Genomic DNA, 20,864 nt, shown 5'->3' with positions numbered 1-20,864 from the left:
TGTTGCAGATTCCACATCTGCAAGGGATTTTCACGATACTATACGCCCAACCAGCGTTTGAACATATGCTTGGTTGTTTGTTTGTTCATTTCCGCAATGGACGTTGTCAGCGGGATGCCTTTTGGACAAGAGCGCACACAGTTCTGCGAGTTACCGCAGCCCTCAATTCCCCCATCTTCCATCAGGGCTTCCAAACGATCCTCGGCGTTCATCTCTCCTGTTGGGTGAGCATTGAACAGGCGGACTTGGGAAAGTGCTGCCGGGCCGATAAAGTCTGTTTTTTCATTCACGTTAGGACAAGCTTCCAGACAGACACCACATGTCATGCACTTGGAGAGCTCGTAAGCCCATTGGCGCTTCTTCTCCGGCATCCGCGGACCTGGACCGAGGTCGTAGGTACCATCAATTGGAATCCAGGCTTTAACCCGTTTCAGGGCATTAAACATCCGGGTGCGGTCAATGACCAGGTCACGAACAACCGGGAAGGTTTTCATCGGTTCGATACGAACCGGCTGTTCCAACTTATCGATCAGGGCAGCACACGCTTGACGTGGCTTACCGTTGATTACCATGGAGCATGCTCCACAGACTTCTTCGAGACAGTTCGATTCCCAGCAGACAGGGGCAATGGACTTGCCGTCTTTGTTAACTGGGTTCCGCTGAATCTCCATCAGGGCACTAATAACGTTCATGCCGGGACGGTACGGCAGTTCAAATTCTTCGTTGTACGAAGACGACTCCGGGCTGTCCTGACGGGTGATGATAAACTTGACGGTTTTGTTCGCTGTAGCTTGTTCCGCCATATCGTTGTCCCCTCCTTTGGTGACGATGATTGATTGCTGATGCGTAAAGAGACGTTGTATGCACGGTAGACGCTCCGTCAGCGGAATGTCCTTCCGACCGCTGTTGCTCCTCCATTTTACTGAATGACTAATTTATCGGATAAAATGGAGTATCAAAGGCGGACGCTTCGCTTCTTCAGGTCATTTCCGCTTCCTCCGCTGCGTCGTGCTGCTGAGTCTCTTTACTGAAAGTAGCAATAATTCATTCTGGATTGCCTTGTTAACCTCAGAAGCTTCGCGAATGCTTCGCTTCTTCAGTATCTTTCGGGCTATCCTTATAGACGTTTAACTTTAAACTTATAAATTGAAATCTATCCGGCTTTACTTAATCCTTCGAATAGTCCCGGATCCGTGGTGGAATCAGGGATACATCTACAGGCTCGTACGAGATTTGCGGGCCTTCCTTCGACCAGCTGGCGATGGTCGTTTTCAGGAACTCCTCATCGTTACGCTCCGTAAATTCCGGTTTGTAGTGTGCCCCGCGGCTTTCGTTACGCAGCAGTGCGCCGAGTGTCATCGCTTCAGCAAGTTCAAGCATGTTCCACAGCTGACGTGTGAATGCTGCACCCGGGTTGTTCCAACCGGATGTATCGTACATGTTGATTTTGCCGTAACGCTCTTTCAATTCCTTGATTTTGCCGATAGTGGCTTCCAGTTTATCGTTGTAGCGTACAACGGTCATATTCGCCGTCATCCACTCGCCAAGCTCCTTATGAATGACATAGGCATTTTCGTTACCCTGCATTTTTAGGATGCCTTCATATTTATCCGTTTGACGTTTGGTGTAGCCGTCAAATACAGAAGAATTTACATCAGCGGACGATTTTTTGAGTCCCTTGATATATTCAACTGCTTTCGGGCCAGCTACCATACCACCATAAATGGCCGATACCAGCGAGTTTGCACCCAGACGGTTTGCGCCATGGTATTGATATTCACATTCACCAGCGGCGAACAGCCCCGGAATGTTCGTCATTTGATTGTAGTCCACCCACATGCCGCCCATGGAATAGTGAACTGCCGGGAAGATTTTCATCGGGATTTTACGTGGGTCATCACCCATGAACTTCTCGTAAATTTCAATGATACCGCCGAGTTTAACATCCAGCTCCTTCGGATCCTTGTGAGACAGGTCAAGGTAGACCATGTTCTCACCGTTAACTCCAAGTCCCATATCCACACAAACGCTGAAGATTTCACGCGTTGCAATATCGCGAGGAACGAGGTTACCGTAGGAAGGATACTTCTCTTCAAGGAAGTACCATGGCTTACCGTCTTTGTACGTCCAGATCCGGCCACCTTCACCACGCGCCGATTCGGACATCAGACGAAGCTTGTCATCTCCTGGAATGGCTGTTGGGTGAATCTGAATGAATTCCCCGTTGGCGTAGTTCACGCCTTGCTGGTACACCGCACTTGCTGCTGTACCTGTATTGATAACGGAGTTCGTTGTTTTACCGAAAATAATACCAGGGCCGCCGCTTGCGAGAATAACCGCTTCTGCAGGGAACGTCTGCACTTTCATCGTTTTCAGGTCCTGTGCCACAATTCCGCGACAGATCCCCTCGTCATCAATAACTGCCTGCAGGAACTCCCAGTTCTCATATTTGGTAACGAGACCTGCGGCTTCCCAGCGACGAACCTGCTCATCCAATGCATAGAGCAATTGTTGTCCTGTCGTGGCTCCGGCAAATGCCGTACGGTGATGCTTCGTACCCCCGAAACGGCGGAAATCAAGCAAACCTTCCGGTGTCCGGTTGAACATAACGCCCATCCGGTCCATCAGGTGGATAATACCAGGTGCTGCTTCACACATCGCTTTAACGGGTGGCTGGTTCGCAAGGAAGTCGCCGCCATACACGGTATCGTCAAAGTGAACCCATGGGGAGTCGCCCTCACCCTTGGTGTTTACTGCCCCGTTAATGCCACCCTGTGCGCATACGGAGTGGGATCTTTTTACGGGAACCAATGAAAATAAATGAACATGGACTCCGGCCTCAGCCGATTTGATCGCCGCCATCAACCCCGCGAGACCTCCGCCCACAATAATTACATTAGATGATGCCATTGCTGTTCACTCCCTTATAAGTCAGCATTTATCACAAATGCTTAAATCAGAACTGTCTTAATCGTATCAAGCATCGTTGTTGCCGTTTGGAAATCAATGCTCCGGAAAGCAAACAACGAAGCGATAAACATAATAGCCACAATACCGAACAGACTCATGCACACATAAGAAGATACACGCTGCGCACGCGGTCCAACGGTAATCCCCCAGCTAACCAGGAACGACCATAAGCCGTTAGCAAAGTGGTAGGAGGCTGCAACCACACTGATCAGATATAAAATAAACGTTACCGGGTTCATCACGACGTCATGAATGACACCGCCAAGTTGTTCATGCGTTACATTACCCAATGCAACCTGTACACGAGTCTCCCAAACGTGCCAGATTACGAAAACAAACGTAATGACACCACTGATCCGCTGCAATGTGTAGCGCCAGTTGCGTTCATTGCCGTAACGTCCGACATTAGGCTTGGCCTGGTAAGCAATGTACAGACCGTATACACCGTGATAGAACAACGGCAACCAGATGAGAACCGTTTCCAAAACAATAACGAGAGGCAGACTGTTCAGGAAGGCAACAGCACCGTCAAAGCCTTCTTTGCCGCCTTCAACTGCCGAGAAGTTCGTCACCAGGTGCTCAAGAAAAAACAAACTGAGCGGGATGACGCCAAGCAAGGAGTGCAGCTTTCTGGAGTAAAACCCTTTCATAAAATGTCGTTCCCCTTTCGCTAAATACAACGTTTTCATAAAATATTTCGCTTATCATGACACAAACCTTTCCCATGGAAAGGTTCGACAAATTGTTCCGTTTTCATCAGGTGTGAACAACTTGTGTCACAATTCATGTTACTCCTTTTTTTCTTATAATGGAATTGCAATATAATTATTAAATGTTATAACCTATAGGTATAAGAGCTGAAACATCGGACAGGCAGGCATATCGCATTGAAAACGATTTATCAAGGACAACAATCACACCCCATGGAAAAGAGGTTAGTGTTTATGTTCGAGGATTTAAATGCATTTGCGGCAGTCGTGGAGCAATCGAGTCTGAATCGTGCATCCAAATTGCTGAATCTGTCTCAGCCTGCCCTCTCGCGCAAAATTGCGAAACTGGAGGATGAACTGGGGGTATCGCTTTTTCACCGCCGAGGCAAACGCCTTGAATTGACCAGTGTCGGCCAACTTGCCTACACCTTCGCTGTGGAACAAAAGCAGCAGCAGCAGAAGTTTCTGACCATGCTTGCCCAGTATAAGGACGAGGAGCAGAGCGCCATTACGCTTGGAGCGTCCCTGACTACACTTCAGACCACACTCCCCCCTTTGGTCAATGCTTTCATGGAGAAGCATCCCAATGCGGAGATCAAGCTCGTGACTGGGAAAACACATGAGATCGTTTCCTTCGTCCGGGACAAAAAAGCAGACGTTGGCATTGTTGCCTCTTCCATTAATGAAGCCGGGCTGAACTGTGTACCTCTCTTCGATGATCACCTGGAGCTGGTTGTACCGCTTACGCACCCTTTGTCCGGCAAAGAGGCCGGGATGGAGCACTTGCAGGATCTGCCCATGATCACCTTTTCCAAAGGCACTTGGTATCGCAAGCTGACAGATGATCTGTTTCAGCGCTGTGCCGTCATGCCGGATATTCGCATGGAGATTGATTCGTTTGAAGCCATCGTCCGCCTCTTGCCCACCTGCAAGGCTGCTGCGCTGCTGCCCAAGTCCTATCTCCGTCCCCAGCTGCTTGCTGACAATGATCTTGTCTCCGTGTATCTACCCCAGCTGCAGCAGACTCGACGGACCACCTGCATGATCTACGGGGAAAAGGAAGACCTCAGCGAGACATCCAGACAGTGGGTCAAAGAAACCGCAGCGCTCTTTACAGCAAAGGCGCCGCTGCCCTCCAGGAGGACTACGACGCCTTAATAGATCGATATGAACTTTATCTGCACCTGCTCTTGCCTGAACGCCAGGATCGGCTCAGCCCTCCTGGCTGATTATCTCTTGTTCGAACCGGTCGATATCATCGTTCATTCCGATAATGACCATGATGTCTCCCATCTGGAGAGAGTCCAGTGCAGTCGGTGCGATAATGACTCCTGTCTCCTTCTGCAGGGCCACAATACTGCAGCCGTAGCGTACACGCGCATTCAGGCTGGACAGTGTGGTATTGTGCAGACATGCCGGAACTTTCATTTCCACAATACTGTAATCATTGGAAAGTTCAATGTAGTCCAGCAGATTCGGGGTGACGAGCTGATGGGCTACCCGAATGCCCATGTCCCGTTCCGGATAAACGACGCGATCAATGCCCAGCTTATCCAGAGCTCGCCCATGCAAGACGGATATTGCCTTGGCAACGACCGTTTTCACGCCCAGTTCCTTCAACAGGATTGCGGTAAGAATGCTGGTCTGAATATCGTCACCGATGGCTACAATGCCGCAGTCGAAATTACGGATTCCCAGTGAGCGCAGCACTTCCTCATCCGTAGCATCCGCCACAACCGCGTGAGTGACCAGTTCGCTCATGTCTTCAACGACCTCTTCATTTTTATCGATGCCAAGCACCTCGTAGCCAAGTTCCATTAATTCCTGTGCCAGACTCGAGCCGAAGCGCCCCAGCCCAATTACCGCAAACTGCTGTCTTTTCATTGTTCTTCACGAACCCCTATCCAATAATCATTTTTCCTTCAGGATACTTATACAGTTCCTTACCCTTTTTCTGTCCAAGTGCATACGCCAGCGTAATCGGTCCAAGCCTGCCCGCGAACATCATAAAACAGATCATGAGCTTTCCGAATGTGGTCAGCTTCAGCGTCAATCCCATTGATAATCCGACGGTAGAAAAGGCCGATGTCGTTTCAAATAAAATCATGAGAAAACCGCTATCTTCCGTCATGGTGAGCAGCATGGTAACGGCAATGATGAGCAATAACCCAAGAAGCGTAACTGTCAGTGCCTTGAAAATACGTTCCTGTTGCAGCCGATATCTGAAAAAAACAATATCCTCTCTGCCGCGCATCATCGCGATGACAGCACCAATCATGATCATAAAAGTTGTCGTTTTGATCCCGCCTCCGGTAGAACCTGGAGAAGCCCCGATAAACATTAAAATAATAATGAAAAACTGCGTTGCCTGTCTGAGACCGGCAATATCCAGCGTATTAGCTCCTGCCGTTCGCGGGGTTACCGACTGAAAGAACGAACCGAGAATTTTGCCTCCCCAGTTCAAGCTGCCCAATGTCTGTGGATTGCTGTATTCAAACACAAAAATGACCAGCGCACCGAATCCAATCAGCAAACCTGTGGTTAGCAGCACCACCTTGGAATGAAGCGAAAGTTTGCGCGTTTTACGATAATCCACCAGATCGGATAAAACGACAAAGCCAATGCCTCCAGCCACAATCAAAAACATCGCCGTAAAATTCACAAGTGGATCATAAACATACCCGGTCAGACTGCGGAAGTCGCCAAACATATCAAACCCTGCATTATTGAACATCGAGATGGCATGCCAGTATCCGTAATAAATCGCCTTTCCGACAGGCATGTCGAATGACCAGCGGATTGCAAATAGCGTGCCGCATACGGCTTCCAAAATGAGCGAGTAGACCACGACCTTGCGGATAAGCCGCACAATGCCTTCCATCGTGCTCTGGTTCATCGCTTCCTGCAAGATCAATCGCTCCCGCAGTGAAATCCGCCGCTTAAACGCAATGGCCACCAGCGTGGACATGGTCATGAAGCCAAGACCACCGATTTGAATCAGAACAGCAATAATCACCTGACCCAGTACAGTAAAGTGAGTACCCGTGTCCACAACAACCAAACCGGTAACACAGACCGCCGATGTAGCCGTGAATAATGCATCAATAAAGGGAAGACTATCCCCGCTGCGGCTGGAAACCGGAAGCATGAGAAGCAATGTTCCGAGCAGGATAATTCCCGCAAATCCCAAGACAAGAATACGTGGGGGCGATAGCCGCACCCATTGATTATTCAGTTTCACTTGTGTATCATCCACCTCTGCCAAAAAGAAAATGACCCCACATTGTGGAGCCTTTCTCCGAATCACTTATCCTTGGCACAGGGCCAACACACTAAATCTTGGATAAGCTCCGATCGGAGCATATAAACATGTATGATTGTAGTCATAACCACATATGCATTAAGGTTGGAATCCTCTTATTCGTTCCCTTGCAAGGCTAAAGACATGCAAATATTGCACATTTGTTTCAAAATTATAAGCGCTGCGGCTGTTGCAGACAAAACGATTTTTGTGTAAATAGGATCGAATTCCGGCAAAAAGGGAAAAACTCAGATATATCAATGAATGGATCAGATTCATTCGATCATTTTCATTCATTTTCAGGGATTTGCACGTCTTTTCGTTTCATCATTGGCATTCAGGGTTCGGCCTGTGCTATCTTTACTTTAATATCCAAATTAATAAAGGAGGAACACCATTACATGAACCCCTTAGGGCAGCCTTTGGTACTCAAAGCTAACTTCAAGCGTTTAGGGTTGCTGGCGGCGATTGGCCTGATTTTGTTTTTTGTCTTTCAGATCTTCCCTGCTACTTCATCACAAACCACGGATATTCCGTCTACATCTTTTATAAGCAAGGAACAGGCAACCCAATCCGCACGATCATTTGCAGCCTCCATAGCCAATTACACCCTTCCTTCGGATAACGGCAAGACACTGGTCACCTATCAGACCCATTCCGATATCTATGGATACATGGCCAAAACCAAACAGCTTGATTCGTATAATCAAAAATGGGAAGCAACCTATCCCTACGATGTGTTTCGCGTTCGTTTGCCTGATGAGGACAACGGCGGTTATTTGAATGTGGACGTACATATGAGAACTGGCAAAGTTGTTGGTTTCAAACGAGAACTACCTTCTTCCCTGTATGCATCCGCTGAGGTTGAGCAGGACAAGAACAAACGCAATGCCACGATTCAGCTCGCCGAGGGCAATATCCCATTGGACGAAAAGGAGCAGCTAGCTTCCGGAATTCTTGCCGAATTCGGCTATGACGCCCCAAAACTTCAGCTGGATACCCGAGAAGGTGAAGGTGGATTAACCTACACGGATGTGGATAAGCAGATCGGTGATTCCAAGCTGGAACTGAATTTTACCTTTGAAAACGGAGCGGTCCGCTCCTTCGAATCGGTCTTCTCGGTTCCAGACGAGCATATCAATTATGTACAGGATCAAACTCGTCAGGCCAACTGGATGACTTATGGAGGCTATGCATTCCTAACCTTCGTGCTTGGTGTGCTGGCAATTATCTACAGCATTCTCACCCGGGCGCATACGTCATTTAAACGCGGGATTATTCTTTCCCTTGTGTACTTCGCCGCATCTGTTATTGGTACACTAAACATGATTCCACTGTTTCAGGCACAAGGCCTGTCCAGCTTCATGCTCGCCTTCCTGATGCTCATGCAGACGGGGATCACTCTGGTCATGAGTGCCACGATCTACCTCTCACTCGTTGCTGGAGACGGCATGTGGCGCAAAATCGGACTAAATCCTTGGCCGCGTGCAAAAGAGCCCGGATACGGCAAATATGTCCTTCACAGCATGTATGCAGGGTACCTGTGGGCGTTTATCTTGCTTGGCGTTCAATCCATCCTGTTCTTCATTCTGGAACGAAGCATAGGAAGCTGGTCTACCACCTCGGCAGACCAATCGACTTACAACATGTCATATGCATGGATCTTTCCCATCATGGCCTGGATGGCCGGCATTGGAGAGGAAACGGTGTACCGGCTGTTCGGGATTCGCATGATGCAGAAAATCGTGCGCAATACCTTCATCGCCTGTCTGATTCCAACGTTGATCTGGGCACTTGGACATACACTTTATCCAATCTACCCGGTTATCACACGCCCCATTGAGCTTATGGTCATCGGTTTGCTGTTCAGCCTGGTCATGCTTCGCCACGGCTTTATCGCTGTTGTGTTCAGCCATGTCATCTTCGACAGCCTGCTGATGGGACTCAGCCTGATCTTTATGGGTGACGCCCTGAATATCTCTGCAGGAATCTTCTGGATTGTGCTTCCAGCCATCGTTGGATATGTGATTTACAAATGGAATCCACAAAAAAAAGAGAAGCCGTATGTTACGACTCCTCATCCCGAAGTGCTGCAATAATTTGATTAGCTAGTTTATCACCGATAGATAGAGGCCGGAAGTCTTCGACGCTGGCCTCTTTTATTTTGCGCAAAGAACCAAAATGCTTGAGCAGCAGTTTACGACGCTTCTCACCGATGCCAGGAATCGAATCCAGACGAGAAGTGACCATGGACTTGCCGCGCTGCTCCCGGTGGAACGAGATGGCAAAGCGGTGAACCTCTTCCTGAATACGTTGAAGCAGATAAAACTCCTGGCTGTCCCGCGGCAGTGAAATAACTTCCGGCGGATTTCCAATCATGAGCTGAGAAGTTTTGTGCTTGGCGTCTTTCACCAGACCACACACGGGAATAAACAAACCCAGTTCATTCTCCAATATATCCACAGCAGCCGAAATCTGCCCTTTTCCGCCATCCACAACGATCAGGTCAGGCTGGGGCAGGTTTTCCTTCAATACCCGCTCATAGCGTCTGCGGATGACCTCACGCATCGTTTCGTAATCATCGGGTCCTTCTACTGAACGAACCTTGTATTTACGGTATTCTTTCTTGTCCGGTTTGCCATCGGTAAATACAATCATCGCCGACACCGGATTGGTTCCCTGAATGTTGGAGTTATCAAACGCCTCAATCCGGCGCAGTTGATCCAGACCGATCCAGCGCCCAAGACCCTCGGATGCTTTGGACGTACGTTCTTCGTTACGCTCAATCAGACGGAATTTCTCTTCCAAGGCCACACGTGCGTTATCCACAGCCATGGTGATCATTTGGCGTTTCAACCCGCGCTGCGGGATGTGCACCTTGATCTCCAGCCATTCCTGCAGAGCCGCCGCAGCCTGGAACGGGTCTTCCAATCCAGGGCGGTTAGCATCCGCAGCCGTATCCTCCTGTTGATCGGACACTTCCTGAGCCATTGCCGTTTCTGCTTCAGACTCTTCAGAAGCATGGTTTTCCCCATAAGCTGCACGGGATTCCGCAACTTGTGGTTCAGCAGAAACATCATCTAATACTAACGACAATGGATCCGATTCCGACGCCACAGCCGCCGGCACATCCGCAGCCATAACTTCAGCGTTGTCCGCCTGTTCTCCAGCGACCAGTTCTTTCGGAACTTCAGGCAGCAAGATCTCCTGCGGCAGTGCCGGATTATCGCTATAATACTGTGTCACGTAGGACATAAAGTCACTGTACGCTTCGCCATAAAACGGAAACGTCGATACATGGCGCTCAATCATTTTACCCTGACGCATATATAGAATCTGGACGCACATCCAGCCCTTATCAATGGCGAACCCAAACACATCGCGGTCTCTGGCATCCGCCATCGTAATTTTCTGTTTTTCCATCATGGCATCAATCGCTATGACCTGGTCCCGAAGTTCCTTGGCACGTTCGAAATACAGATCCTCTGCGGCTTCCTGCATTTTGCGCTGCAGATCCTTCTTGATTTCTTCGTGACCTCCGCTCAGGAATGAACCGATTTCTTGGGAAATCTGGTCATATTGCTCCTTGCCTACTTCCTTCACACAGGGAGCTAGACATTGTCCCATGTGGTAATACAGGCAGACTTCCTTCGGCATTACGCCGCATTTGCGCAGCGGATACATGCGGTCGAGCAGCTTTTTCGTTTGGTGTGCCGCGTACGAGTTCGGATAGGGTCCAAAGTACTTGGCTTTATCTTTCAGCACACGCCGGGTCACTTCGAGCCGGGGATGCTTTTCATTCGTAATTTTAAGATAAGGAAAGGTTTTGTCATCCTTGAGCAAAACGTTATAACGCGGCATGTGTTTTTTGATGAGGTTACACTCCAGGATGAGTGCTTCCATATTGCTGCCGGTTACAATGTATTCGAAATCGCGGATTTCGGATACCAGACGCTGCGTCTTTCCGTTATGACTGCCAATAAAATAAGAGCGTACACGGTTTTTCAGCACTTTGGCCTTACCTACATAGATAATGGTACCTTCACTGTTTTTCATCAAATAACAGCCAGGCATATCAGGCAGCAGCGCCAGCTTGTGCCGTATCTGCTCCAGGGCCTGCTCCTGTTCTTGCAGAACATTGATGAATTCATCCATAATTCGGTGGGTCCTCCCTTCCGAAAAAAGTATAATCAACGGTTACACTAGACCATTCCGATTACAGTACCGTTCTCTGATCGCCGTTATCCCCAGATTTCTTTGATCCCACTTACATGGGGAAATCCGGTGATAAATGCGAGCGCTTCGCTTCTCCGAATCGGTTCTGTAATCTACATTATAAGTGTAAAATAATGATTACTTTTATATTGTCCTATAAAAAGATATTCGACGCAAAACGCCCCCGGCGCATAAACCGGAGGCGTATCTGTTAGCCTAGTGAATTATTGGTGTTTCTCGATGATTCCTTTGAGTGCTTCTTTCGAGTTCAATCCAACCACTTTATCAACCGGTTGGCCGTCTTTGAAGAAGATCAATGTCGGAATGCTCATTACGCCGAAGCGGGAAGCGGATTCCGGATTTTCGTCAACGTTGACTTTGGCAATTTTCACTGCATCGCCAACTTCGGTGGACAGCTCTTCCAGGATTGGAGCGAGCATTTTGCAAGGACCGCACCAAGGCGCCCAGAAATCAACAAGAACCGTTCCTTCTCCTTCGACTTCAGCGTTAAAGGATTGATCGGATACGTTAACAATAGCCATGAAATTGTCCTCCTTATATATACTTACGGTTTATTTTAACCTGTAACGTCGTGAACGACACTTCCAGTATAACACAGGTCATCTAAACTTGTGAAATGAACGTGCAATGTTCATCTCTCCACCATCAAATCTTCACAATTGGTCATCTTGACACGATTGCTGCTAAATCTTTACAAACGCTTTCTTTTCCAAGTATACTAAAATTACTCCGGGCTTCAGCTCCCTGGAAGGGCAAGCTGTTGATCCACATAAGGAGGCAATACCATGGACGCAAATGTGCGGATCAGCGACCCGCGTGAACATGTGAATGAGGAGCCCCGTAACGATCTATTCGATCTGATTGCGGGTGTTGCCGGCATGGGTGGCCTGATGACAGTCATCTTCTTCGGCATGGTCATCTTCAAATTCCTGACCGAATAGGATGTCAGGCCCGCGCAGGACCAAAAAAGCCCGGTTTCCGCGACTACCGCGAAAAACCAGGCTTTTTTGTGGACTACTTACCGTATGAATATAAAAATTATCGCTTGCCTCGCTGATTCTCTCCACGAACAGAAACAACGTCAACAAACGGACGAATGCGATCCATCAGACGCTGCCCCTTGTTCATTTCCTCTCCATCCTTGCTCGTAAAGCTGAGATGCTTCTCCAGCCCATCCAGATTGTAGTTGGACGTGTAGAACGTCGGTTTCCGATTCATGCGGTAGTTTAATATGGAACCCATCACATGATCTCGAACCCAAGGATTCAAATTCTCTGCGCCAATATCATCGAAGATGAGCAGATCACAGCTTTTGAGTATATCTGTCGTTTCCTTCAGCTTCTGCCCATCCGTGATCATGGATTTCAGATCCTCCACAAAATCAGGCATGTAGATAATGACCCCTGTGTATCCCGCAACGGCTAATTCGTGTAACAAATAGCACATCAGAAACGTCTTGCCTGTTCCAAATGATCCCTCAAGAAACATTCCTTGCGGAGATAATCCGTTCTCCTTCGTGTCACTAATATAACGCAGAACCTGGTTTACCGCCGGAGCCCGCATCCGATCCTTGCCCATAATTTCCACATCGTTATATCCTGCACTAAGCGCACGCTCGTCCACATAGAAGCTGCGGATTCTCTTCTTGATCACATGCTCATTTTGCCTGGCAATATGTTTGGAACACGGAGCTTTTTTATCTATAATTTCGGGTTTACCGTTAAAATGCTCTACTTCCAGTTTGCAAAAGTGACCCTGGAAATCGTTAGGACAGTTATCCAGCCCCGGACAATTCGCACAGTTTTTCGAATCTCGGGCATACTGATACAGCTTGCTCAGATCGGTCATGAGCTGCGCATCTTTCAGTTCCGGGTGACCTGCTCGGAATTCGCGTACGTACGGATCATCCATCAACTCCGCCGCAATTCGCCGCGACTGCTCACGAAAGGAAGGATTAAGCTGCTGAAGCAGTCCTCCCAAGGATTCCATGGCTTCAAGCCCCCTTAATGTATTCAATATAGAATGAACCACCTGAATTTTACCAATAACCATGATGACGGCAAAGGTTCCTTCGATCGATTGCAATTCTATTGTTCATTCTATAGAAACTCGGGGCATAACTCAACATGTTCCGTCTGGAAAAAACGATCTCCTTCGTGACACCTCGTATCGCGAATGGTGTGGATGACAGTACCTGCCTGCTCTCAGGGTGGTTCCTTTAACGAGGGAGCCCTACCGTAACAATCTCGCAAGGTCCTGCCGGGATGGACCATTGTTTGCCGCTAAATAGATTAGTAGAAACATTTGAAGAGGATACGAGTTTCTCGCCCTTCTCCTCCAAAATATTGCTCTTGTATGCTAATTCATTCGTATTCCATTCGGTCGCAGCCAAACTCAGCAAAGATGTGTCCGGCTTCATATTATACCAGCGCATCATCAGATCACCTGATTCCTCATTTACTTTCAGTGAGGAGAATGCCAAACCTTCTCCTTGCCATGCAAATGGCGTATGCGTTGATGACAGCGTACCTGAGTGAACATCCGTTTGAACCAGCGTCCATGGAACCTGGAACTGGTAAGCCTCGATGTATGCATCTGATGATGCACCGCTTCCATCATGCGGAATGATCTCCATCTGGAACGAATGCTCCCCCAGACATTGTGCTTCCGGTGTCGGGAACAATCCCCAGTCCCCGAGCTCCCCTACGGCACGGAGCAGCGTTACGGCGATCGTATTGCGCCCATCCTGAAGAACTTCATATTCATTCAGTCCCAGATTGGCTACGACCAGTCCAGCCTGTTCTTCACTCACATCCACAAAGCTTTGCTGATGCTGTGTATTGCTTGGATTTTGCCACTCCGGTGCGGGTACATTATCACGAGTAGCAATCTCAAACATGGAATCCACATGGTGAACCGCAGTCGCCAGATCAGTTGGGAACAGGGCACGTACACGGTGATCCTTCGCCTGATTGTTGAACGTGGTTTGCACATGAACTCCTTTTCCGCTGCGACTTAACGACAATACTGTACGAATACGCAGTGTGACCGTTTGTTTGGAACGCTGAGCCTTGCGATACGGGTAATAGATGAGCTCACGTTGTTCACGATCCAGCACCTCATCCGCCGAAGCCGGAATCTCCCAATCATGTATGATTTCGTAGGAGACACGGTACGGCGTATCTTCTATGATCTGTATGCCGGCAGTTAATTCTTTCGTCGTCAAGGCAACTTCATTCTCCGGCTGCTTGAACATATACTCGTTACCGATATCCCCAACATTTTCGTACACGCCAAGGTCTTGGTACGTACGTCCTGTGCGTTTATCCTTCAGTGTAAAGGAGCCATTGTCTGCGATTGTAACGGCAACATATTGATTCTCCAGGCTACGTTCACCACTGCGCAGTGCAGTGCCATTCGAGACAGAATCATCCTGAGCTTCACTGCGAACCCAAGCATATGCCTTCAATCCAAGCGCTGGCACGTTCTCAGCTTCAAATGTAATTCTGACCCGGCGGCAGCTGTACGGCTGACGGAATCGGTCATCCGGCAGATCATAACCGAACTGCAGGCCCAGATCTTCTACTGTACACGGAATGTGCGCTCCTTTTTCGTCAACGAGGACACGACCGGACAGGTCTACGTTGTTCATTTGGGCAGCCATACCCTCTAATGAAATTCCATCACGGAAGTAGATACGAGCCGCATCCAGTTCGATCTGAACAATGCCGCTGCGCTCCCAGCCTGTCGTATTAAACGTGATCAGCGGCCGCGCATCCTCACCGTAACTGGCAAAGATTGAGGTATCCACCGAAGCAGCAATCTGACTTGTGCTCTCTTCAATCATGGCTTCAGCGACGTGACGGCTCTTCTCGAATCGAGTGACCATCTCGCGGTGAACCTCATCCACACTGCAGCCGCAGATGCTGTCATGCGGATGGTTCTGCATCAGCGTTTTCCAGGCATATGTCAGCTGATCATGCGGATAAGCATGCCCAAGAAGATGGGCGTAGGATGCCAGTGGCTCAGCCACCTTTTCCAGCATGGCTTGACCAAGCTGGTTCATCTGTTTCAGATAAACCCGTGCCGAAGCCGTGTTCACCAATGTACCCCAGCCATCGGTACGCTGGCTGCGCAGCTCTCCTTTTACCGTGGACAGCTCATGTTCCGATGATTCTTTCAGGGCCGTCAGATAATCCGGAAAGTTGGAGTGAACGAATTCAATGTCGGGATGTAATTGCTCGGCCATTCGGATCGCCTCAGGCAGATCCCGCTGAATAGGCTGGTGATCACAACCGTTCATATACAGCAGCTCATTGGTCGAGGAATATTTCTCGGCATCTGCCAGTTTGGTTTCCCAGAACTTGCGAGCTGAAGCCTCATCTACCGGAATTTCATTACCATTGGAGTACCAGTTGGCAAACAGTACCCCCAGCACTTTCGATCCATCCGGCCCTTCCCACATGAGCTCCGAGAAGCTGGATTCGTATCCTGCATCCGATACGGTATTATTGAAGCCTGTAGGCTTCACGCCTCTTCCAAAAAAGACGTTATCGATGCCAGATTGCAGCATAAGCTGCGGCGTCTGTCCAACCAGCCCGAACGTATCGGGAAAATAACCGATCTTGGAGGGCGTGCCGTAACGCTTCGCATCCCGATGCCCAACCTGCATATTGCGTACATTGGCTTCACCACTGGTAAGGAACGCATCCTGCAAAATATACCATGGCCCAATCACGATCCGGCCATTACGGATATGCTTCTCCAGTCGCTCCTTCTGCTCCGGACGGACCTGAAGATAATCGTCGATAATGATCGTTTGTCCATCCAGATAAAAGCTTTTGTAGTCTGCTCCCTCATCGAGCTCATCCAGCAGTGAATCCACCAGTTGAACGAGCCGCATATGGTGCTTCTCATAGGGCAGGTACCATTCCCGATCCCAGTGAGTGTGCGAAATGATATGGGCTCTTTTGGTTTTTGGTTTATCCTTTTGTTCCGTCATACGTTAGCCCACCTCTCCATTTTGTTGTACAATCTCAACTTCTTCCGGGCGATACACTGTATGCAGCTTTCCTGCAGCATCTGTGGCAAACAGCACGGACCGATTTTTCTCCAATTGGAATTCATAGGATACGCCAGTGCGAGTGTCTCTGACTTGAACCTTGTGATTGAGTGAAGACTCTGACACAAATACATATAGATTTCCTTTTGGAAAACTGAGCTTCCGGCCATAGATTCCTGCGGTTTCTCCGCCAGATACCCATTCCAACTCCTGATGGATGCCAGCCGTTTCGGCCGCATAACGATACAGGTCCGCCAGCGGCTCATCCCGTCCGTTAAGCTCGAGCGGCAGCGGGGTCCACATGATTTTTCCTTTCCCCCATGGCAGAACAGTCACTTCATCTGGAGTGTCATGATCTTGATGAAGCAGCGTCTCTTTAGCCACCTCAGCAATACGACGCCTGCCATATGTTACCCGGTGATTCACCCCATTGATATTCAGCAGTTCTTCCCGCTGCACGTTACCCAAACTGCGTTCACCCACAATGTGATCGGCCCGGTCACTGGCCTTCCAGTACGCGTTCAGTCCCAGTGGTCCAGTGATCAGCAGACATGCGCCTTCCTTCTCCGTGAATGCAAGCAGCTGAAGCAATGCATCATTATCCATATTGTGTGGACTCGGCACGATAATCAGCTTGGGTGGCTGCTGCTCCAGTGCTTCCAAATGATACTCGGATACGGCACGGAACGGCAGTTTCAGATCATAGGACATCACACGCGTAAGCTTGGTGGTTGCATCATAAGCAAGGGAACGGTTGGAGAAGTCATTGGAATACGGGAACACGACCGCAATCTCCTCCAGCTCACGATCCTCGAAGAGATCACGCACCTTCTGCATGAAGCGGCCAAAGTCATAGGATACATCCGCTTCAGGCTTCTCTGTACCATCTGCACGAAGGGCTCCAATATGAGACTCATTGGCATTATCCATATAGAAGTTGGTATTCCAGATCCATTGCACTGCTCCGGCACCACCTGTGGAGAATGCATAGGCATACTTCCGTTCAAGAATGCTGCGAAGCTCTTCTTCCGTGCGCTTGGCACGTCCTTCAGGGGTCTCCACATACATGATGCCCGTCTCTTGAATTAGATTCGGTTTATGCGGAGTTTTGGTGAAAATGCCGTCCCAGATCAGATCATCGTTCAACCACCAGGAATGCACGGTGGTATAGTCCACTTCACGTTCATAGAAAAACGGTGAAGGACGCTGTGCACCCAGAGCTTCGTCCTGCCCTACGGTAACGAGATGATTCGGCACGAGATCCTTGATCGTACCTACGAGCTCTCTTGCCCAAACATTGTGCATCTCCATGGAGAAGAGACAATAATCGAGCCAGCGGGTTCCTTTTTTCGCCTTGTGCATGTCCTGTACATCAAAGTTAATCTCTTCCGGTTCCGGAATGACTGCTGCTGCAAAGTTCGGAAGCTGCTTCGGTGACATGTTCCATGCTTCCTGCAGCGCTTCAATGGTTTCATGGCGCTGCTCAAGCCAACCGATAAAAGCCTGCTGTTCGTGCGAATCCCTGGCTGAGCGCGGGCCAGCGGAGAAGATGCGTACCGGATCAAACATCGATGGCTCGTTAATCAGATCCCAATCCACATGGGTGGTATGCGTATGCCGGCTGACGATGCTGCGGATGAAACGCTTCTGTGCCTCGACACTTTGCGGATCCAGATACGGATTCGTTCCTTCCCACGTTTCAGGCGTAAAGGAAAAGAATGTGAACGTGACCTGCAGGCCGTGGCGCTTCGCTGTTAACAGGAAGGCATCAATCGCGCGAAGCACATCCTCTGCCATGTGTCCGTCCACCTGCATCATATTGCGATATGCCGTCCAGATTCCGGTCCGAATCCAGTTAATGCCCGCTTTCGCCATCTGTGCCATGTCCCGATCCCATACGTCGGCATTCGGCAGAAACAGAAATTTCCGGGCTACGTCGGAGGTCATGTACGTCATGCCCACAACAGGGAGAGGTCGTCCTTCTTTTACAAAGTAGTCTCTGCTGCGAGTGATGACTTCACCTTCTGCAAGCAATGCATCATCCTGGCCCCAGAAGCCTTGGCGCAAGACCCGAACTTCACCGTCAGGTGCTTGCGCACAACATTCGACTCGGTACAGCCCGCTTTCTACTGAAACCGGAAGAGGGAGGCGTACAAACTGCTGTTCTCCGGTAAGCTCCATCTGCAGCTTATGGCTCCATACCTTCTCAGCTGTGCCTGCCCGATCCTCCCGTTCAACAGTCAGATCAAACGTCCACAACTCGGAAGCTGTACGTCTGTCACCCGCGCGCTGTAAAATCTGTCCTTGAAGGGTAAATACAGCCCGTTCACCTGGTTCGTACGTGGCATAGTTAGGCTTGAGCGACAATTCAGTAACCCCTTTGGCACAGAATTGTGCCCACTTCACAACCTCGTTAGCACCGTCCTGCTCCCAGAATGAAGCGGCCAGCGGCAGATTCACAAACATCCAGCGTGAACCAGCAAATGTACTGCGGGAGTTCTCCCACAGGACAACCGGAGCGGCAATGCTGCGTTCATCCTTACTCACTCCGCAAAGTAACGGATAGATCTGCGTGCTCATCGGTCCTGCCGAACCCATCTGGTGAGGCAGATCACTAGACTTGGTGGTATGCGGGACCAGATTCCACGTGTCTGCAATCTCAAACAAGCCCTCTTTTCCAGCAAGCAATGAAATGGGTTCAGAGGAAGCGTACGTTTGGATATTCGCTGAAGATACTTTCAGCGCCTCGTGAATATAAAGCTCCTGGTGATACGCCGTCTGCTCTGACTCCACAACCCAAGCTCCATCCTGATCCCGGACAGGGCGCTTAAACGGTGCTCCACCCACACTGATCAGGCTTCCTCCCTGATGCAGATAGGCTGCAATTGCCGTCCAGGCCGATTTGGGAAAATAGGGTGCATGCAGGTTTACCAGACAGCCCTCGCCTGCTGCTGCTTTCAACACCTCAGCCAGTTCGCACGCGCTAACAACGATGACTTCATGAGACCCTTGCCAAGTATCCAGAGCTTCGCGGGATGGCCGCTGGCCTTCTGCCGGAAAATCAGGATCAGCGAAGATAATCAGCTTGTTGTCCTTCACATGTGTACTCATAACAGGCCATCCTTCATCGATTTATAGACCAACTGGGAGAACAGGCTGTTGGACCATGCAAACCATTTTCTCGTAAATATTGTTGGATCATCCGCATGGAAACCTTCATGCATATAACCTGTATCCGCATCTGTCGCTTCCAGCATACGAATGATCTCCAGCTTCTCCTCGGCAGATTGTGCCGTCAGTCCCTGCATGGATAGACCCATATGCCAGATGTAATCCGGTGGTGTGTGCGGGCTGCCGATCCCTTTGGCAACCTTGCCCTCATAATAGAACGGGTTCTCTTTGCTCAGGGCGAATCGGCGGGTATTTTGATAGATCGGATCATCCGCTGTGACGTAACCGAGATACGGAATGGACATCAGTCCCGGTGTACCGGCATCATCCATGAGACAGTAATTGCCGTAGCCATCCGTCTCGTACGCGTAGATGGGACCAAATTCCGGATGACGATAAATGCCGTACAGCTGAATGCCGTGATCCACGTCCTGTTCCAGATCCTTAAGTTCCTGCAGCAGCGCCATATCCCGGAACACCCACTCGGCAAACTCCTGCATCTGGCGCAAAGCTACGACTGCAAACATGTTGCCTGGGATATTGTAGTGAAAATCGCACGCATCGTCGCTGGAACGGAAGCCAGACCAGATCATGCCTGTATAATTGACCGGCATGCCCTTCCCATGATTCCGCAGAGAATCTGTAGCAATGCCGTTATTGCGCGTAAAGCGATATGGAGATTGCTCCATGTGATGCTGTTCCACCTTGAACAGGTCCACGATTTTGCGCATGGCTGCCTTGAAGCTGGAATCGAAAATGTCGGTCAGCTCCGTTTCCTTCCAATATAGATAGGCCAGCCGCACAACAAAGCACAGCGAATCAATCTCGAATTTGCGTTCCCATACCCATGGCGACATGTCGGTCTCGTCCGTCGTGTTCCAGTGCCAGTCATTGGCCGTCTCATTGAAGGCATTGGCATACGGATCAATATGAACATACTGGATGTGGCGCTTGATCAGGCCGCCAATGATCCGCTGCAGGTCCTCATCTTCCTTCGCAAACGGAATGTAGTGCACCACCTGCTCCACGGAATCACGCAGCCACGAGGCTGGGATGTCTCCGGTGATGACAAAAGTCGTGCCATCGTCCATCAGTTTCGTTGTCGTTTCGATTGTATTGGGGAAACAATTTTTGAATAATTGAAGCAGCTTTGGTCGATGAGCCAGCTTCTGCTCCGCCTCTTCGAGCACTGCCTGAATGGATTGCGGCACAGCAACGGGAGGCATTGGTATTTTGGGTAATCTGAATTGTTCCATGGATGAGTGCAACTCCTTAAACGTATTGAATGGTGTAGCTATTTAGGAAAAACATTAATTTTACACTGGAACACTGCGCGGTCAGAAATATCCTCCGATCGCTGTTATCCCCAGATTTTTTTGATTCCCTTCTTCAAAGGGTAAATCCGGGGATAAAG

General features: G+C 49.4%; 14 protein-coding genes. 3 read left to right on the top strand and 11 right to left on the bottom strand.

Annotated features, from left to right (window positions below):
- Window positions 1-38 precede the first annotated feature (38 nt).
- The 3 genes from sdhB to ABIC22_RS14825 all read right to left on the bottom strand — a co-directional run bounded on the left by sdhB (window position 39) and on the right by ABIC22_RS14825 (window position 3,620).
- Window positions 39-803: a succinate dehydrogenase iron-sulfur subunit gene (sdhB, locus tag ABIC22_RS14835; RefSeq protein WP_127538949.1), complete on the bottom strand. Its 765-nt coding sequence runs from the start codon at window positions 801-803 to the stop codon at window positions 39-41.
- A 364-nt stretch (window positions 804-1,167) separates the two neighbouring features.
- Window positions 1,168-2,910: a succinate dehydrogenase flavoprotein subunit gene (sdhA, locus tag ABIC22_RS14830; protein ID WP_127538948.1), complete on the bottom strand. Its 1,743-nt coding sequence runs from the start codon at window positions 2,908-2,910 to the stop codon at window positions 1,168-1,170.
- Between the two features lie 41 nt (window positions 2,911-2,951).
- Complete coding sequence (locus tag ABIC22_RS14825; protein ID WP_127538947.1) at window positions 2,952-3,620, bottom strand: succinate dehydrogenase cytochrome b558 subunit; 669 nt, start codon at window positions 3,618-3,620, stop codon at window positions 2,952-2,954.
- Window positions 3,621-3,914: 294 nt separating this feature from the next.
- Here ABIC22_RS14825 and ABIC22_RS14820 point away from each other — a divergent pair, with 294 nt between their 5' ends.
- Window positions 3,915-4,838, top strand: coding sequence for a LysR family transcriptional regulator (locus ABIC22_RS14820; protein ID WP_095361296.1), 924 nt, complete (start codon window positions 3,915-3,917; stop codon window positions 4,836-4,838).
- A gap of 54 nt (window positions 4,839-4,892) precedes the next feature.
- Here the strand turns inward: ABIC22_RS14820 and ABIC22_RS14815 are convergent, their stop codons facing one another.
- Together ABIC22_RS14815 and ABIC22_RS14810 are read right to left on the bottom strand one after the other, a co-directional pair.
- The gene (locus ABIC22_RS14815; RefSeq protein ID WP_127538945.1) at window positions 4,893-5,564 is read right to left on the bottom strand and encodes a potassium channel family protein; all 672 of its coding nucleotides are present in this window, start codon (window positions 5,562-5,564) and stop codon (window positions 4,893-4,895) included.
- A gap of 16 nt (window positions 5,565-5,580) precedes the next feature.
- On the bottom strand, window positions 5,581-6,921 hold the full coding sequence (locus ABIC22_RS14810; protein WP_354481741.1) for a TrkH family potassium uptake protein: 1,341 nt from the start codon (window positions 6,919-6,921) through the stop codon (window positions 5,581-5,583).
- A gap of 461 nt (window positions 6,922-7,382) precedes the next feature.
- On the opposite strand from ABIC22_RS14810, the gene ABIC22_RS14805 reads away from it, so the two are divergent.
- The gene (locus tag ABIC22_RS14805) at window positions 7,383-9,080 is read left to right on the top strand and encodes a CPBP family intramembrane glutamic endopeptidase (protein WP_354481738.1); all 1,698 of its coding nucleotides are present in this window, start codon (window positions 7,383-7,385) and stop codon (window positions 9,078-9,080) included.
- Here ABIC22_RS14805 and uvrC read toward each other — a convergent pair.
- Both uvrC and trxA read right to left on the bottom strand, forming a co-directional pair.
- Window positions 9,049-11,136 (bottom strand): excinuclease ABC subunit UvrC, encoded by a 2,088-nt coding sequence (gene uvrC / locus ABIC22_RS14800; protein WP_354481735.1) that lies wholly within the window; start codon window positions 11,134-11,136, stop codon window positions 9,049-9,051. The two genes, ABIC22_RS14805 and uvrC, sit on opposite strands and share 32 nt — an antisense overlap.
- Window positions 11,137-11,420: 284 nt before the next feature.
- Window positions 11,421-11,738 (bottom strand): thioredoxin, encoded by a 318-nt coding sequence (trxA, locus tag ABIC22_RS14795; RefSeq protein ID WP_095292059.1) that lies wholly within the window; start codon window positions 11,736-11,738, stop codon window positions 11,421-11,423.
- Window positions 11,739-12,002: 264 nt separating this feature from the next.
- On the opposite strand from trxA, the gene ABIC22_RS14790 reads away from it, so the two are divergent.
- A complete protein-coding gene (locus tag ABIC22_RS14790; protein WP_095292061.1) occupies window positions 12,003-12,158 on the top strand; it encodes a YqzM family protein in 156 nt (51 codons plus the stop codon).
- Window positions 12,159-12,255: 97 nt separating this feature from the next.
- On the opposite strand, the gene dnaI is transcribed toward ABIC22_RS14790, so the two are convergent.
- The 4 genes from dnaI to ABIC22_RS14770 form a co-directional block, all read right to left on the bottom strand.
- The gene (gene dnaI / locus ABIC22_RS14785) at window positions 12,256-13,206 is read right to left on the bottom strand and encodes a primosomal protein DnaI (protein WP_354481732.1); all 951 of its coding nucleotides are present in this window, start codon (window positions 13,204-13,206) and stop codon (window positions 12,256-12,258) included.
- A gap of 229 nt (window positions 13,207-13,435) precedes the next feature.
- A complete protein-coding gene (locus ABIC22_RS14780) occupies window positions 13,436-16,219 on the bottom strand; it encodes an alpha-mannosidase (RefSeq protein WP_354481729.1) in 2,784 nt (927 codons plus the stop codon).
- A 3-nt stretch (window positions 16,220-16,222) separates the two neighbouring features.
- Window positions 16,223-19,390 (bottom strand): beta-galactosidase, encoded by a 3,168-nt coding sequence (locus tag ABIC22_RS14775; protein WP_354481727.1) that lies wholly within the window; start codon window positions 19,388-19,390, stop codon window positions 16,223-16,225.
- The gene (locus tag ABIC22_RS14770; RefSeq protein ID WP_354481724.1) at window positions 19,387-20,706 is read right to left on the bottom strand and encodes a glycoside hydrolase family 125 protein; all 1,320 of its coding nucleotides are present in this window, start codon (window positions 20,704-20,706) and stop codon (window positions 19,387-19,389) included. Before ABIC22_RS14770 ends, ABIC22_RS14775 begins: the two co-directional genes overlap by 4 nt.
- Window positions 20,707-20,864 lie beyond the last annotated feature (158 nt).

This window comes from Paenibacillus sp. PvP094, from assembly GCF_040546835.1.
GTDB lineage: Bacteria > Bacillota > Bacilli > Paenibacillales > Paenibacillaceae > Paenibacillus > Paenibacillus illinoisensis.
The sequence above is the reverse complement of the archived record's forward strand: the minus strand, read 5'-3'. Positions and strand labels throughout refer to the sequence as shown.